Origin of the sequence: Micromonospora sp. WMMD558, from assembly GCF_049315255.1 — a bacterium.
Classification (GTDB): domain Bacteria; phylum Actinomycetota; class Actinomycetes; order Mycobacteriales; family Micromonosporaceae; genus Micromonospora.
This window is the reverse complement of record NZ_CP186061.1, coordinates 957,915-972,602: the sequence shown is the minus strand read 5'-3', so window position 1 is coordinate 972,602 and position 14,688 is coordinate 957,915. Positions and strand designations below refer to the sequence as shown.

18 protein-coding genes, 1 tRNA gene and 1 pseudogene are annotated in these 14,688 nt (G+C 70.7%); 10 read left to right on the top strand and 10 right to left on the bottom strand.

Features of this window, described 5'->3' with window-relative positions; all coding sequences use genetic code 11:
• Positions 1-54 precede the first annotated feature (54 nt).
• Entirely contained in the window at positions 55-423 is a 369-nt protein-coding gene (locus ACN26Y_RS04695) for a hypothetical protein (protein ID WP_422734897.1), read from the top strand.
• A 150-nt stretch (positions 424-573) separates the two neighbouring features.
• Entirely contained in the window at positions 574-1,797 is a 1,224-nt protein-coding gene (locus ACN26Y_RS04690; RefSeq protein ID WP_422734382.1) for a carbohydrate-binding protein, read from the top strand.
• A gap of 62 nt (positions 1,798-1,859) precedes the next feature.
• On the opposite strand, the gene ACN26Y_RS04685 is transcribed toward ACN26Y_RS04690, so the two are convergent.
• The gene (locus ACN26Y_RS04685) at positions 1,860-2,378 is read right to left on the bottom strand and encodes an RNA polymerase sigma factor (protein WP_196255784.1); all 519 of its coding nucleotides are present in this window, start codon (positions 2,376-2,378) and stop codon (positions 1,860-1,862) included.
• A 178-nt stretch (positions 2,379-2,556) separates the two neighbouring features.
• On the opposite strand from ACN26Y_RS04685, the gene ACN26Y_RS04680 reads away from it, so the two are divergent.
• The 3 genes and pseudogenes from ACN26Y_RS04680 to ACN26Y_RS04670 all read left to right on the top strand — a co-directional run bounded on the left by ACN26Y_RS04680 (position 2,557) and on the right by ACN26Y_RS04670 (position 3,983).
• A complete protein-coding gene (locus tag ACN26Y_RS04680) occupies positions 2,557-3,342 on the top strand; it encodes a GerMN domain-containing protein (protein ID WP_155329085.1) in 786 nt (261 codons plus the stop codon).
• Positions 3,343-3,384: 42 nt separating this feature from the next.
• Positions 3,385-3,441, top strand: a pseudogene (locus ACN26Y_RS04675) (hypothetical protein); the annotation flags it as partial.
• 32 nt (positions 3,442-3,473) lie between these two features.
• The gene (locus ACN26Y_RS04670; RefSeq protein ID WP_422734381.1) at positions 3,474-3,983 is read left to right on the top strand and encodes a lytic polysaccharide monooxygenase; all 510 of its coding nucleotides are present in this window, start codon (positions 3,474-3,476) and stop codon (positions 3,981-3,983) included.
• A 77-nt stretch (positions 3,984-4,060) separates the two neighbouring features.
• On the opposite strand, the gene ACN26Y_RS04665 is transcribed toward ACN26Y_RS04670, so the two are convergent.
• Positions 4,061-5,359 (bottom strand): hypothetical protein, encoded by a 1,299-nt coding sequence (locus ACN26Y_RS04665; RefSeq protein WP_422734380.1) that lies wholly within the window; start codon positions 5,357-5,359, stop codon positions 4,061-4,063.
• A 615-nt stretch (positions 5,360-5,974) separates the two neighbouring features.
• On the opposite strand from ACN26Y_RS04665, the gene ACN26Y_RS04660 reads away from it, so the two are divergent.
• Positions 5,975-6,050 (top strand) — tRNA-Arg (locus ACN26Y_RS04660).
• A gap of 256 nt (positions 6,051-6,306) precedes the next feature.
• Here the strand turns inward: ACN26Y_RS04660 and ACN26Y_RS04655 are convergent.
• Positions 6,307-6,582: a hypothetical protein gene (locus tag ACN26Y_RS04655; RefSeq protein ID WP_422734379.1), complete on the bottom strand. Its 276-nt coding sequence runs from the start codon at positions 6,580-6,582 to the stop codon at positions 6,307-6,309.
• Between the two features lie 128 nt (positions 6,583-6,710).
• On the opposite strand from ACN26Y_RS04655, the gene ACN26Y_RS04650 reads away from it, so the two are divergent.
• A complete protein-coding gene (locus ACN26Y_RS04650) occupies positions 6,711-7,052 on the top strand; it encodes a hypothetical protein (RefSeq protein WP_155329069.1) in 342 nt (113 codons plus the stop codon).
• Positions 7,053-7,289: 237 nt separating this feature from the next.
• Here the strand turns inward: ACN26Y_RS04650 and ACN26Y_RS04645 are convergent, their stop codons facing one another.
• The 4 genes from ACN26Y_RS04645 to ACN26Y_RS04630 form a co-directional block, all read right to left on the bottom strand.
• A complete protein-coding gene (locus ACN26Y_RS04645; protein WP_422734378.1) occupies positions 7,290-7,676 on the bottom strand; it encodes a hypothetical protein in 387 nt (128 codons plus the stop codon).
• A 76-nt stretch (positions 7,677-7,752) separates the two neighbouring features.
• Complete coding sequence (locus ACN26Y_RS04640; RefSeq protein WP_155329067.1) at positions 7,753-8,142, bottom strand: hypothetical protein; 390 nt, start codon at positions 8,140-8,142, stop codon at positions 7,753-7,755.
• 118 nt (positions 8,143-8,260) lie between these two features.
• Positions 8,261-8,554 carry a hypothetical protein gene (locus tag ACN26Y_RS04635; RefSeq protein WP_155329066.1) on the bottom strand — a complete coding sequence of 98 codons (294 nt, stop codon included), beginning with the start codon at positions 8,552-8,554 and terminating at the stop codon, positions 8,261-8,263.
• A gap of 203 nt (positions 8,555-8,757) precedes the next feature.
• Positions 8,758-9,375 (bottom strand): hypothetical protein, encoded by a 618-nt coding sequence (locus ACN26Y_RS04630; RefSeq protein ID WP_230688871.1) that lies wholly within the window; start codon positions 9,373-9,375, stop codon positions 8,758-8,760.
• Between the two features lie 135 nt (positions 9,376-9,510).
• On the opposite strand from ACN26Y_RS04630, the gene ACN26Y_RS04625 reads away from it, so the two are divergent.
• Positions 9,511-10,488: a zinc-binding dehydrogenase gene (locus ACN26Y_RS04625; RefSeq protein WP_422734377.1), complete on the top strand. Its 978-nt coding sequence runs from the start codon at positions 9,511-9,513 to the stop codon at positions 10,486-10,488.
• Positions 10,489-10,871: 383 nt separating this feature from the next.
• On the opposite strand, the gene ACN26Y_RS04620 is transcribed toward ACN26Y_RS04625, so the two are convergent.
• Positions 10,872-11,459, bottom strand: coding sequence for a ClpP family protease (locus tag ACN26Y_RS04620; protein ID WP_422734376.1), 588 nt, complete (start codon positions 11,457-11,459; stop codon positions 10,872-10,874).
• Positions 11,460-11,628: 169 nt separating this feature from the next.
• On the bottom strand, positions 11,629-12,249 hold the full coding sequence (locus ACN26Y_RS04615; RefSeq protein ID WP_155329062.1) for a helix-turn-helix domain-containing protein: 621 nt from the start codon (positions 12,247-12,249) through the stop codon (positions 11,629-11,631).
• 154 nt (positions 12,250-12,403) lie between these two features.
• Between ACN26Y_RS04615 and ACN26Y_RS04610 the strand changes: the two genes are divergently transcribed.
• Complete coding sequence (locus ACN26Y_RS04610) at positions 12,404-13,420, top strand: potassium channel family protein (RefSeq protein WP_155329061.1); 1,017 nt, start codon at positions 12,404-12,406, stop codon at positions 13,418-13,420.
• A 1-nt stretch (position 13,421) separates the two neighbouring features.
• Here ACN26Y_RS04610 and ACN26Y_RS04605 read toward each other — a convergent pair whose 3' ends face one another.
• Positions 13,422-13,895 carry a MarR family winged helix-turn-helix transcriptional regulator gene (locus ACN26Y_RS04605; RefSeq protein ID WP_155329060.1) on the bottom strand — a complete coding sequence of 158 codons (474 nt, stop codon included), beginning with the start codon at positions 13,893-13,895 and terminating at the stop codon, positions 13,422-13,424.
• Positions 13,896-13,977: 82 nt separating this feature from the next.
• Here ACN26Y_RS04605 and ACN26Y_RS04600 point away from each other — a divergent pair, with 82 nt between their 5' ends.
• On the top strand, positions 13,978-14,625 hold the full coding sequence (locus tag ACN26Y_RS04600) for an FMN-dependent NADH-azoreductase (protein WP_155329059.1): 648 nt from the start codon (positions 13,978-13,980) through the stop codon (positions 14,623-14,625).
• Positions 14,626-14,688 lie beyond the last annotated feature (63 nt).

The following is a 14,688-nucleotide window of genomic DNA, read 5'->3' as shown; positions in this document are numbered from 1 at the left end:
CCGAGATCCGAGGAGAGCCAGATGCCCCGCATCCTTCGACGACCGGCCCTGACCGTGGCGGTCGGCACCGCCCTGCTCGCACTCGCTGCCGGCTGCGGCGGCGAGCCGGCGGCCGAGCAGTCGGAACCGACCCAGCCGGCGTCCGGTGGGCTGGCCGCGTACGCGGCGTGCCTGCGCGAGCAGGGCATCGACGTACCCGAGGACCTGCCCTCGGCCCGACCCGGCCGCAGCGGGCAGGCGGACCGGACAGCCCGACCGACCACCCGGCCCACCGCCAGGCCCTCCGGACAGCCGGGCGAAGGGAACCGCCAGGGCGGGCAGGAGGCGCTACGGCCGGCCGATGTCGACGACGCCACCTGGGCACGCGCCCAGCAGGCATGCGAGGACTCACGTCCGCAGGGCGGCCGGCGCGGCGACGGCTGACCCGAGGCGGGACGCCGGGGCAGATGACCCGTGGTGGCGGCGAAACCTCCAACCGCGGGGCGGGGTGTCTGTCTTCGAGCCGCCCGACCGGGGCCGACAGTACCCGGTCCCGGCCGGGCGGCGACCACCCCTCGTACCGGAAGGACCTCCATGTCACGGATCACCCGTCCCGGCCTCACCGCTGCGACCTGCGCCCTCGCGCTCGGCGCCACGGTCGCACTGACCGGGCAGCCCGCGCAGGCCGCCCCGCCCGCCCTCGACTTCGGCTGTCAGCGGATCGCCTGGAGCTCGGACGGCAACTACCACGACCGCGACGACATCGGCGCGTCCGCCATGGCGCTGGCGCTGCTCGCCGAGAAGGGCCAGCAGTCCCGGCTCGTGCACTGGGACTACAACTCGCACCTGGGCAGCTCCACCGCGAGCTGGGAGCGGGACATGGTCACCGCCACCGAGGGCGTCGCAGGGCAGTTCGGCTACGACGTGGCCGGCATCTTCCGCAACAGCCAGACGAACCTCAACGCCGCGGTAACCCACCTCCGCGCGGCCGTCAACGCCTCCACCGCCACCAACACCCTCTGCCTCGTCGGTGCCGGCCCGATGGGTGTCGTGTACCGGGCGTTGCAGGGCTCGAACACCGCCGCGCGTCAGCACGTCACGCTGATCTCGCACTCGGACTGGAACAACAAGCACGACGACGACGACAACAGGTGGAACCTCGCCGACGTCCGCCGCGACTTCCCGCAGGTCAAGTACACGCGGATCCCGGACCAGAACGCCGGTCTGGGCACCGGCGGCGGCGAGGAGAAGTGGGCCTGGATGGCCAACAACGCCGACCAGCGGCTGCGCTACGTGCACAACGTGGTCAACAACATCATGAACAAGAAGGGCGACGTCTCCGACGCCGGAATGATGTACTACCTGATCACCGGCGACGACTCCGGTAACGCCAACAAGCTGCGTACCTTCCTCACCGCTCCGGGGGGCGGTGGAAGTTCCGCGGAGACGGTGCAGGGTGAGTCGTACACGTCGCACTCCGGCGTCCAGTTGGCGTTCCACAGCGCGGCGCAGGGCGGTGCCACGGCGGGCTACCTGCACGACGGCGACTGGGCCGGCTACGCCCAGGTGTCCACGACCGGCCGGACCGAGTTCTCCGCAAGGGTGGCCTCCGGCACCTCCGGCGGCACCATCGAGGTACGGGCCGGCTCGGCGACCGGCCCGCTGCTCGGCACGGTCGACGTGCCCACCACCGACGGCTGGACGACCTACCGGACCGTCTCGACGTCGCTGTCGGGCACCGGAACCGGGCCGCTGCACCTGGTCTACACCGGCGGCCCCGGCTTCCTCTTCGACGTGGACAGCCTCACCGTGAGCTAGGCACGGCCATGCCCTTTCCAGGGTGGGGTGCGGCGCTGAGGCCGCACCCCACCCAGCTCCGCTCAGGGGCGAAGGTGAGCGAGGAGGTCCTCGGTCCCGGTCGCCTCGTCCACCCGGAGCGCCGCCTGCAACTGCTGCCTGCCCCGCCGCAGCCACGTCTTGACGGTGTTCTCCGGAACGCCCAGCTCGACAGCCACGTCCCGCACGGAAAGGTCGACGACATAGTGCAGCACCAACGCCTGCCGGTGCCGTACCGGCACCGCCCGCAGCGCCTCGGCGACGGCGACACCGTCAGTGCTGTCGCCGTCGTGGACCCGGTCGCTGCCGAGCCGCAGCAGCGCGGCCGCGCCGCGCAGCGCCTTGCGGCGCCGGGAGAACGCGAGGTTGAAGGCGACCCGGCGGACCCACGCCTCCGGCGCCTCGTACCCGCTGATCTTCGCCCACCGGGGCAGCGCACGGGAGAACGCCTCCTGGGCAAGCTCCTCGGCGTCGTGGCGGTTGCCGGTCAGCACGAACAGCTGGCCCACCAGCCGACGGTACGTCGCCAGGTAGAACTCGGTGAACTCCCGATCTGTCGACACCGGACCTCTCGACACCTGTCGCAACGCGCGCATCCCCGATTCGGGCGCTTACCGTGCGGCGACCATCCGACCTGGACGCTGTCGTACTCATCCGCTTAAATAACGATCGCACCGTATGTGAATAATGTGGCAGCGTCAAACGGTAGAGTGGCGACGGCTACGCCCAGGGGAGATGACGGTGACTGACGGAATTCCGGACGCGGAGGCGACGCGTGACGCGCTGCGCCGGATAGCCGGGACCGCCGCCGACACCGCACATCCGCCGGATCTGGGCGACCTGCGCCACCGTGCACGCCGTCGCCGCGTCCGCTCCGTCGCCGCAGCCGGCCTGATCGCCGCGGCGATGGTGGCCGTACCCGTCGTCACGGCCGTGGTGGTCACACCAGCCGGTGAGCCACAGGTCGCCGCTCCCGTGCCGACGGCTCCCACCATCCCGGCGCCCGCATCGTCGGCCACGCCGCCCCGCCCGTCCGATGTCCCGTCCACCGCGACGGCGAGCGCCCAGGCGACGGAGACCGGCGGCCCGATCCAACCGGCGACCGAGCCGACCACCGGCACCCGCCGGGTCAAGCTGTTCCTGCTGCGTGAGCAGGCCGGCCAGCGCTGCCCGGAGGTCGTCACGGTGACCCGGGAGGTCCCGGCCCGCAGCGTCGCCAAGGAGGCCCTGCGGGCGCTGCTCGACGGCCCCACCCCGGCCGATCGCGCGGCCGGCCTGACCAGCGCCTTCGACGGCGACGCCCACCGCTTCCGCTATCTCAAGCTGGACGGGACGAACGCGCGGGCGGACTTCACCGACCTCGACGGCATCCTTGCCCCGGACGACAGCTGCGAGAAGACCAAGCTGCTGGAGCCGATGCGCCGCACCCTGGAACAGTTCGGCTGGATCGAGCAGGCACGGTTCTCCATCCGTGGCGACCAGCGAGCCTTCTACGTCGACGTGCTGCACGACCGGGTTCCCGACTGACGACCCTGCCTGACCGCATCCCGTGACGGCTGCGCTCGACGCGTGAAGAACACCGGCACCACCGCGACCGACAGTTGGCGGGTCACCTGGACCAACCCGGCCGGGACCGCGATCTCGGTGTGGAACGGACAGTGGATCGCATCCGGCGGGAGGAGGTGTACGTCACGAAGGACGGCTACGACCCGACCAAGCCCCTCGCCTGGTCGGACCTGGCGCCCGCCCCCTTCTCCACGGTGACCAACCCCTCGATCGTCAACGGCGCGTACCAGTGGGACGCCGTCCTGCCCGCCAACAAGACGGGGCGACATGTCATCTACTCCATCTGGCAACGCTCGGACAGTCCGGAGGCCTTCTTCAACTGCTTCGACGTGGTCTTCGGCGACGACGGTGGCAGCGGCCCGGGTACCGACGGGAAGTGTTCCGCGTCGGTGACCGTGGACCAGCGGTGGCCGGGCGGGTTGCAGGCGTCGATGACCATCCGCAACGACGGGCAGACGGCCGCGGGTTCGCGGCGACCCGTCTGGGCACTGAACCAGGTGCCCGGACGGGTCGCCGTCGTCTCATCTTCGAAGTGCCGGTGCGTTCTTGCGGCAGGGCCACCTCTCCCCGCGTGGCCGATCCGACGATCAGCTCGATCTTGACGGCGGCGGAGAACTCGTGCTCCGGTGCTTCCGTGGCGGAGCCGGCCGGGTGCCCCGGCTCCGCCACAGACATGCCGTCACCTGCAGCCGGTGACGACAACCTTGTTGCCGGAGGTGTTGGCACCCTGGAACGTGTTGGCGGAGGTGCTGCGCACCACCGAGCAGTCGCCGCCCTCGACACGGATGGTCTTGTTCTTCACACCGTCCTTGAACGCGTAGAGCGGCGCCTCGACCATGCCCGGATTGACCTTGCGGACGAATCCCGCACCGACGATCCTGATCGTCCGGGTGTCGGCCTTCGTGCCGCCGGCCCAGGAGAAGACGCCCTGGTTGTAGCCGTTGGGTGAGTTGGAGATGACGGTCAGCCCGTCCAGGCTCGCGGTGCCCTGCCCGTAGTCGCCCCAGGCCATCTGGATCGGCGCGCCGTTGCGGTTGTGCACGATCGTGGTGTCCCGGATGGTGAGGTCGCCGGTGTAGAGCTTGGCGGAGTCGTCCCAGGTGTCGATAAGGGTGTTCTCGATCAGCGAGTCGTCGCCGCCGCTGAAGCCGTCGGAGTTGTTGCTGCCCACGTCGCGGTTGTCGATGTAGCGCATGCCGGACATGACCACCTGCGCGTTCTTGGCCCACATGTGGTAGAAGCGCGGGTTCACCGAGGTGTAGTTGCGCAGGGTCAGCTTGATCTTCGCTTCGGTCGTCACGCCGGCCCGGGCGTAGTCCTTGGCGTGCGGGCCGTCACCGGTCAACTGGGACGTCTGCTTGTTCCGGCCGGTGATCGTCAACGCCTTCCTGCGGTTGGCGGGGATGAAGAAGTTGCCCTTCAGGGTCACCCCCGCGCCGATCACGATCTCCGTCCACGAGTCCGGTACAGAGAGCTTGCCGATGGTCTTGTTCGCGGTGAACGTCGCCACCCCGTTGCTGACCGACGGGTTCGCCGTACTCGCGTTGCCGCCGGTCGTCGGCGTCGGCGCCGGCTCGCCGGCCTGCTGGCCGACCGTGAACCGTACCGTCTGCTGGGAGGTGCCGCCGGGGCCGATCGCCCGCACCGCCAGCGCGTACGCGCCGTCCGGCGCGGAAGCCGCGTTCCAGCCCGGCGCGGTCGTGCCGTTGTTGCCCAGGAAGTAGTAGGGCGTCTGTCGCTCGGTCCAGGTCGCCGTGCTCGCGCCCGAAAGCGAGAACTCCACCCGGTCGACCGTGCCGCTGGTGCGCGCCTCGATCCGGGCCGTGCCGCTCAGCGTGGCGCCCTCGGTGACACCGGCGAGCTGCGTGATGCGGGGGGCGTCGTCGGCGGAGGCGGTCGGGGCCACCGCCCACGCCCCACCACCCGCAGCCACTACCAGGCCGGCAAGTGCCAGCTGACGCCAGGATCGTCGTGGCATCGTCGGGTCTCCTTGTGACTACTTGGGCTTCCGCTGATCGGCGGAAGCGCCGATCGACAGGGGACACTCCGCGTCACCGGCTCAGGTTTCGTCGAGGGAACGTCGGAAACGGCGCTGCCGCGACGAAACCGTCCACGACGCGTCTCACCCTCACCTTCGAGGGCGACGGCGACTACTTGCTCAACCTGGACCTTCTCGACATCGTCCGGCGCTGACGGCAACGCGCACCAGGTGTTCCGCCAGGCAGGACCCGGTCAGGCGGAACGCCGCCGCTGCCGAGAACAAATACGGAAGTCCGCCGCGAGATGATCATCATCATGGGCGTCACCGACAGAGAGAGTTGGCTGATCATGGTGCCAGCGCCCCGTCATCTCTCACCTCGCGGGCGGGCTGGGTTGAACGGGTGCGGCACCGACAGCCGTAGACCCTGATGCCCGGGAGGCGGTGGGTATGGCTGCGTGTGTTTCGCCGATTGCTTGGCTAACGGTAGGAGTCTCCATGTGACTCCGGGTGTGGTCCTGGGCTGGGCGAACACGGGTCCGGATGACGTGGGTGAACGTGGGCCACTCCCTGCCACCCCAGGTGAACCCCCAGGTCGCTAGACTAGGCCCTCGCGCCCTCGTAGCTCAGGGGATAGAGCATCGGTTTCCTAAACCGTGTGTCGCAGGTTCGAATCCTGCCGGGGGCACCAGGTCAGAGCCTTGATCGCGCCAGGCCCCTCGGGCAGCGTCGCCAGATGCTCGCGGAGCAGTTGGACGACGATCGCCAGCGCTTCCCCGATTCGCAGCCCGCCGTCGCCCTGGTAATGCGCTTCCAGATCAATCTGACGCTGCACGTTGCAGAGGGCCGGCGCAGAACATCAGCGCCAAGCTCACTCCCAGGAGCGCCAGCACGGGTAGTGGGCTGAAGCCGCTGCCGATTGCCATCACTGTCCCAAGTGCCAGTGCCTAGAGGATCAACCCCATTGATCCGCCAAGCATCAGTTGCCGCGCCGACTGTGGGTCTGGTCTCCCACGCCAATCACGATGCTTGATCCGCCAAGAGGTCAAGCCGAGCACCACCAGCAGGATCGGAATCACCACGCCGGCCCAACCGATCGCCGGCCACAGGAGCAGGCCGAGGAACCCGGACAGGGAGAACAGCGACAGGAACAAGAGAACGGGGGCGAGGGTCGCCACGTGGGACGAGAACCGAGGCTGATGGGGCTTCACGTAGTTGTGCACCCTGCTACGCATCTCCTGGTGCCAGCCCTGACGGTCTTCATTGTCCGAGTGTCCGGCGTGCCGGTACCTTCCTCAACTCAGACGGCCGCCGCACAGCCATGCGTACAACGGGGTGCCAGGATCGCTACATGTCGCTGTGGGAGATCATCTGGCGCATCGGGCAACCGCTGCTGGTCGTCTGCTGCGCCGCAACCGCCGTATCCATCGCGGTCTCCGACCCGCCCGACAAATTCTCCCGGCCACGCGGCTGGCAGTGGGCGTGGTTGGGGGTATGGCTGCTGATGGCTGGTGAGGCGGCGTTCGGCGACGACCGACCGTGGTTCGAGCGTGCCTGGAAGGGCACCGCCGCGCTGCTCGTTGCCGTGGCCGCTGCAGTCGCGGCGTGGCGCCACTACCGGTGGCGGAGGAATTCCCGGCTTGCGGGTGGCTCCCCTCGGCCCATCACCCGGCCGCCTCGGTCGGACTCGTAGTTCACAAGTGATCTGGTGGGCCGGCTAGCCGGCCGGGCCGCGCGGCCACAGGTCCGCGCGATGTAGCGGAGCGCACGCCGGCCGCCTCGGCGAGCTGGCGTTGCGGTCGCCCGACCCACCAGCGTCCGAACCTACGTCAAGGTTCGATTGACATGGCGGCCGGGCGGCGGCCCGCTCCCACGAGGAGAGCCGATGGCAGACGGGGTGGCAGGGGCGAGCGAGGTGCCCATCGGGCAATCACAATTCCCGCCACTCTGGCCACCGAGGCCAGGTGTCTGAGGTCAGGGCATCGAGCATGACGTGTTCCACCTGGTCCGGGGTTAGCTGGGGATGCTTCTGCGGGAGGCTGCTTCCCGGGCGGGCCGCGTACCACATCCGGTCACCGTCGCTCATCATGATGTCAGTCGGGGCACGTCCCTCGGCGACCACGCAGATCGATCCCCAAGGCCGATGGATGATCACCGTTTGGTTTCGCTCGTCATGGAGTTCGCGCAGCCACCGTACGACCGTATCCCGCTCGCCGAGGCCCACGGTGTCGCCGGTCACCACCTTCCGGAACAACCCTCGCCGCCTGGTCGTCAGACGCTCGACGACATCCATCGGTGCCGCATTCTCCTCGCCCATGTGCGCCCCTCACCTTCGCTTGCTGCAAAGCTAGGCCCTGAGCCCCTGGTCAAAGTGGTCGAGGGTAGTGGGCGGTCTACTCCCCATCCTCGTCGAGGCCGAACACATCGATCCGGACGGTTCGGGATGAGCGGTCGTCGAGCCACTGTGCGGTCAAGGCTTCGCCGCGATAGTGGAACCTGTTGTCGGCCCAGTCGGGCAGCTCGTCGTCGAGGTCGTCAACGTCGACGATGAAGTCGTCGAACACGCCGGCCTGCATCAGCACGAAACCGTGGACCTGCTCTTTCGCTTCGGACCAGGTCCGCCACCACAGACGCCCGCCTGGCTGCCACCAACACGTCTCCACGCGCAGGTACAGCGTCGCGACCGGCTCACCGTTGCGAACCAGACGCGCCGCACGCTCCCGGAAGGGATCGAGCCGCGGGTCACGCCGCGTCGGCCCGTTGGTCCGGCGATGCCATGACACGCGACCATGGTGCGTCACGGCAAAGCGTGTGCGAAATGATCAAGTGCAGACCAGTTCCCGCCGGGGGTGAGCACCTCCACGGCGACCAGCCGGTGCGTCGGTAGGGTGATGGGATCCGCTACAGTTCCTCGGTCATGTGTTCCCGCTCCGGGTGAAACGTTCGATCGCCCAGCGGGTGCCCGGGCACGGAGATGCAGTTCTGTCCGGGGTGGCTGCCGCAGACCGGACAATCAAGCATCTCCGCCGCTTCCAGGCAAGGCTGCCCGCGACCGCGTCTCACCGCGCACACTGTCCGGCTGATGTCTTGTGCCGCCTGGTGCAGTTCCTCGTCACCATGCCGCACGGCACCTTCACGGACCCGTCTGATGGCGTCCCGGAAGATCGCCAACAGCTCCGCGTTCTCCTCGGCCACAGTCTCGAGACTAGATGCCCGGAGTCTCGCCCTTGGCCGATTCGCCAGCCATCCGTACAGCCGGAGCCGCTCGCGGAGGCCGTCCCGTCGGCGTGGGAGCCGAGAGTCAACGACGGTCAGCGTTGAGAGGCCGCCAGCGACCAGCCGGAGATCAGCCTCAGGTCGCCGGACCCGCGCAGCAGCGGATCGTCGATCACCGTTGGTCAGCCGGACAGGCGCTGCGCCCAGTACACCTGCCCGTCGGGCCCCAGGTAGGCCAGGGCCAGCAGGAGGTCCGACATCGCCACCGGAGCAGTGGCCACAAGCGTCTCCTGGTCCGGCGCCTCCAGATGCGGGAACCGCGCGACGAACGTCAGGGGCGACGCGGCCTCGTCGAACACGCCCACCCGGTTGCCGCTGCCACGCCATGTGCCGTCTCCGACCGGGACATCGCCAGCCCCGCGTAGCCAGGGGTAGCGCTCCGGGATCCGGTTCTCGGCGCCGTGGCTGCCGATGCTGAGCGCCTGCGGCCGAGGCGCGGACAGGCCGAACACCCCGGGGCGGCGGTCGTTCCGCTTGTCGATGAGGAAGATCGCGAACCAGCCGCCGTCGAGCGGCTTCGGCGGCGCCTGCCAGGAGACCCGTCCGAGCACCAGCTGGTCCCCGTCGTTGGCCGCCGGTGCGTGGACCTGTGCGCCGAGCGCCGCTTGGGCCTCCTGGTACGTGACGAACGTCAGTGACGATCGCAGGGCCAGTGCTTCCGGGCCGTACGGTGGGCGGTTGTGCCACCAGCGCCATCCGGCGAGCGCCGCGACGACCGCCACGACCGCCACGACCGCCACGACCGGCCGGCTCCTTCGCCACCTCATGTGGGACAGTGAAGCACCCGGCTGCTCGCCGGCCGGGCGGTCAGCGTGAGGTGGCTGACCGCGGGACCCCCTTGACCTCAACTGTGGTTGAGGTTGTCGGATCGGATCATGCACGCGATCCGGCTCCACGAATTCGGTCCCGCCGGGAACCTCGTCCTGGACGAGCTGCCTGACCTCACACCCGGCCCGGGCGAGGTGCGCATCGCCGTCGAGGCGAGCGGCGTACACCTGCTCGACACCGCGCTGCGGCGCGGCGAGGCCGGCGGCCCGCTTCCGCTGCCCGAGCTGCCCACCGTCCCGGGCCGTGAGGTCGCCGGGATCGTCGACGCCCTCGGGCCCGGCGTCGACGACGACTGGTCGGGCCGGCGGGTCGTGGCCCACCTCGGCATGGTCCCCGGCGGGTACGCCGAGCAGGCGGTGACCGCTGTGGGGGCGCTGTTCCCCGTACCCGAGGGGCTGAGCTTCGCCGAGGCGGTGGCCGCGGTCGGCACGGGCCGCACCGCCCTCGGCATCGTCGAGCTGGAACGGCCGGCGGCGGGCGACGTGGTCCTCGTTCCGTCGGCCGCCGGCGGTGTCGGGTGGCTGCTGGCGCAGGCCGCGCGGCACGCCGGGGCGACGGTGGTGGCGGCCGCGCGGGGCGCGGAGCGTACGGCGGCGCTGGACGGCCTCGGCGCGCACCTCGTGGTGGACTACGGGCGCCCGGACTGGGCGGACCGGGTACGCGAGCGGTTCGGCGGCGTGACCCTGGTGTACGACGGGGTCGGCGGCCCGGTCGGTCGGAGCGCCCTCGAACTGCTGGACCCGGGCGGCCGGTTCATGATGTTCGGCTGGTCGGCCGGTGAGGCGACGCGGGTGGAGACCGCCGACCTGATCGGGCGCGGCCTCACCGTCGGGTGGCTCGGGCAGCGGATGCGCGCCCTGCCGGGCGGTATCCCGGGCCTCGCCGCCCGATCGCTGGAGCTGACCGGTCGTGGCTGGTGGCGGCCGCTGGTCACGACGTACCCCCTGGCCGACGCGGCCCGGGCGCACGCCGACCTGGAGGGACGCCGCGCGCTCGGCAAGGTGGTCCTGACCGGGTCGCGGTAGGACGATGGTGTTGTTAAGAGGGGTCCCTTGTACAACGCGAGGCGTTAACAAGGGGCCCTTCCTTACGCCCGCTACGGCGCGCGTCGGTTGCCGGGGGCAAGGATGTAACGAATTTGCTTCGAAAGGCGCTGCGCGCGCTCGCCGCGCGGAGTCCCGTGCGGCGGGAATAGGCTCCGACGTAACGACGGCGCGGCACATATTGCCGGAGACCGTCACAGGTGCGGAGGTCGGACGCGATCGAGGGGGCGCGTCCGACGTCGGTACGCACGCTGCGGAGGGGTCGGCGCACGCGCTGGTCCAGCTCTTGGACACAGGGACGCGGCGGGCGGCCGACGGGACCATCGCCGGCCGCCCGCCGCGCGTCCAGTTCGGACCGCCGCGGCTCAGCCCGACGTGAGCTGCGCGGCCCGGCTGATCACGTGGTCGACGAGGCCGTACTCGCGGGCCTGGTCGGCGGTGAACCACCGGTCCCGGTCCCAGTCCTGCTGGATCTCGTCCACGCTGTGCCCGCTGTGCCGGGCGATCAGCTCCTGCATGGTCCGCTTCACGTGCAGCATGTTCTGCGCCTGGATGGTGATGTCGGCCGCGGTGCCGCCCATGCCACCGGATGGCTGGTGCATCATGATCCGCGCGTGCGGCAGCGCGTACCGCTTGCCCGCCGTCCCCGCGCAGAGCAGGAACTGGCCCATCGAGCCGGCCATGCCCAGCGCCAGCGTGGCCACATCGTTGCGGACGAACCGCATCGTGTCGTACACCGCCATTCCCGCGCTCACCGAGCCGCCCGGCGAGTTGATGTAGAGGTTGATGTCCCGGTCCGGGTCCTCGGCGGCCAACAGCAGGATCTGCGCGCAGATGCGGTTGGCCGACTCGTCGGTCACCTCGGTGCCGAGGAAGACGATCCGTTCCTTCAGCAGCCGCTCGAACACCTGGTCGCCGAAACCCCGCTGCCCGTCGTCCAACATCCTGATCATCACGTGCGACCTCCACCGTGCCGGCGGGCGACCGCACCGCCCGGGGGACCGGCGCTTCCAGCCTGCGCGGGCCGGTGGTCGGGCTCCGAGCGTTTCTGCCGGCGGCAGATCGGCTCAGGGCAGAAGCGGCCGGTCGTTGCCCGGCCGCGCCCGGACGTCGGCGCCGGCGTTATCGCGCGGAGAGCCGGCGCCGGCCCGTGCGGGCCCGCCGTCGCGCCAGGATCCTGGCGGTACGCGCACCGGGGCGACCGGCCGGCGCGGAGGGGATCAACCGGACCCGCAGCCCGGACGCGGTGAGCGGGGTGCCGGCCCAGCCCGCCGGACCGCCGGTGCGGTCGGATCCGATCGTTCCCGGGGTGCCGGCGACGTGGAGCAGCCGCTCGGGCGCCCTCGCCGGGAGGGGGAGGCTCACGCCACCGGCCGTCACCGGACGGGCCGCGTACGCCGTCGGGCCGTCGGCGTGGAAACCGATCCGCACGCGCGGGCCGGCGGACTCGGCCCGCGAGAGCGGCACCCGGTCGAAGCGGGCCGGCGCGGACCCCACCGGCTCGTGCCGTTCCACGCGACGCAGATCGTCGCGGGCCTCCTCCAGCAGGTCGGACAGGCGGATGCCCAGCGCCCGGCAGATCGCCGCGAGCACCTCGGACGACGCCTCCTTGCGCCCGCGCTCGATCTCCGACAGGTACGGCATCGAGACCCCGGCGGCCTGGGCCACGTCGCGCAGCGTGCGGCCCTGCCGCTGGCGCAGCCGGCGCAGCACGCCGCCGATCACTCGTCGCAGCAAGGACATGCTCCGCCTCGCTCTCGCGGTCGTCGTCCGGGGACACTCCCATCATGCCCGGCCGGCCGCCGTCACGGCGTCCCACCGCCCCGGCGTGCGGATCACCGCTCACCCGATATGTTGTGGGCGTGCAGGCGACAGCGGAGTCCGGGCAGGGCGAACGGTGATCCATTTTCCCGCGCAACGGCGCGATCCGCTGAGCGCGCTGAGCCTGCGGCTGGCCGGTGCCCTGGGGCTCATCCTCACCACCGTCGCGGTTGTCTGGTTCGACCGGGACGGGTACCGGGACGTCAACGAGGACGGTCTGACCCTCCTCGACTGCTTCTACTACGTGGTGGTCTCCCTCTCCACCACCGGGTACGGCGACATCACCCCGGTCAGCCCGTCCGCCCGGCTGGTCAACGTCCTCTACATCACCCCCGCCCGGGTGATCTTCCTGATCATCCTGGTCGGCACCACCCTGGAAGTCCTGACCGAGCAGTACCGGACCGGCCGTCGCCTGTCGCGGTGGAGGAGAACCGTGAAGGACCACGTCATCATCTGCGGCTACGGCACCAAGGGCCGCAGCGCGGTCTCCGCGCTGCTGGAGAACGGGTTCGACAAGTCCCGGATCGTCGTGGTCGAGCGCAGCGGTGGCGCGCTCCGGCAGGCCACGGCGGCCGGCCTGGTGGCGATCGAGGGGTCGGCGACCCGCTCGGCGACCCTGAACGAGGCGCACGTCCGTACGGCCAAGGCGGTGATCATCGCGACCGACAGCGACGACGCGTCGGTCCTGGTGGCGCTGACCGTCCGGCAGTTGACCGCCGGCCAGGTACGGATCATCGCGGCCGCCCGGGAGGCGGAGAACGCCCCGCTGCTGAAGCAGAGCGGCGCGCACCACGTGATCGTGTCGTCGGCGACCGCCGGGCGCCTGCTGGGCCTGTCCACGTCGGCGCCGCCGCTGATCGACGTCGTGGAGGACCTGCTCACGCCGGGCCAGGGCATGGCGCTCGCGATGCGGTCGGCCGAACGGCACGAGGTCGGCAAGTCTCCGCGCGAGCTGGACACCCTGGTCATCGCCCTGGTCCGGCGGGGCAAGGTGGTCACCCTGGCCGATCGGGCGGGCGCGGTGATCGAGACCGGTGACATGCTGGTGCACGTCCGCGACGACCGCCCGACGTCGGCCACGCCGGTCCCGTGACTCAGCGGTCGGCGTCGTCCTTGAGTGCGTCGGCGCAGGTGCCGGCTGCCCCGGTGGCGCGCTTGAGCAGGTCGTAGAGCGTCTCCCGCTCGGCCGGCGCCAGCCCGCTCAGCACCTCGGCCTCCGCCGTGGCCAGGGCGCATTCCGCCTCGCCGAGGCGTTCCGCGCCGGTCGGGGTCAATACCACGGCGTGCCGGCGTCGGTCGTCGAGACAGCGTCGCCGCTCGACCAGGCCGACCGCCTCCAGTTCGTTGAGCAGCCCGACGAGGTTCGTGCCGTCCATCTCCAGGGTGCCGGCGAGGGCCTGCTGCGTGCTGCCGCCGCTGTCCCGGAGCACGGTGAGGGCCACCAGGTGGCGCGGCCGCAGGCCGAGCGGGGCCAGCACCGACTCCGACCGGAGCCGCATCCGCCGGGCCAGGTGCTCGAGCAGCGCACCACACCGGTGCTTCGACTGGTCGAATGCTGTCCCTGGCATGTGACCGAGTTTACCCGGGTCACCGAACATCCCTCTGCTATAAATGGTTTGCGTTACACAAACCATCTGTGGAGGATAAGCAATGCCGCACCTGCTGCACATCGACTCCAGCATCCGGGGTGAGCACTCCGTCAGCCGGCGGCTCACCGCCCGCGCCGTCGCCGCCTGGCGTGCCGCCCACCCGGACGGCACGGTCACCTACCGCGACCTCGGTAAGGAGCCGCTGCCGCACCTCGACGAGGCGGGCGGCATGGCCCGGATGGTGCCGGCGGACCAGCACACGCCGGAGCAACGCAAGTCCTGGGAGCTGACCGAGGAACTGGTCAGCGAGGTGAAGCGGGCGCACACCGTCCTGCTCGGCCTCCCGCTCTACAACTACGGCGCGCCGAGCAGCGTGAAGACCTGGGTCGACCACCTCATCGCGCCCGGCCTGGCGTTCGACCCGGCCACCGGCACCGGCCTGCTCGGTGACCGCGAGTTCATCGTGCTGACCACCCGTGGCGGCGGCTACGGCGCGGGTACCCCGCGGGAGGGCTGGGACCACGCCGAGCCCTGGCTGCCGCACGGCATCTCGCGCACCGGCCTGGAGCCGCGGTTCATCGCCGCCGAGCTCACGCTCGCCCCGCAGATGCCGGCCATGGCCGAGCTGATCCCGCTGCACGAGCAGAGCCTCGCGGCGGCCGAGCGTGCCATCGACGAGCTGTGGGCGTCCGCCTCGGCCGCGGCCTGACGCGCCGGTCACGAGAGGGCGGGCCGTTCCCCCGGAACGGCCCGCCCTTCCGCGTGTCAGTGC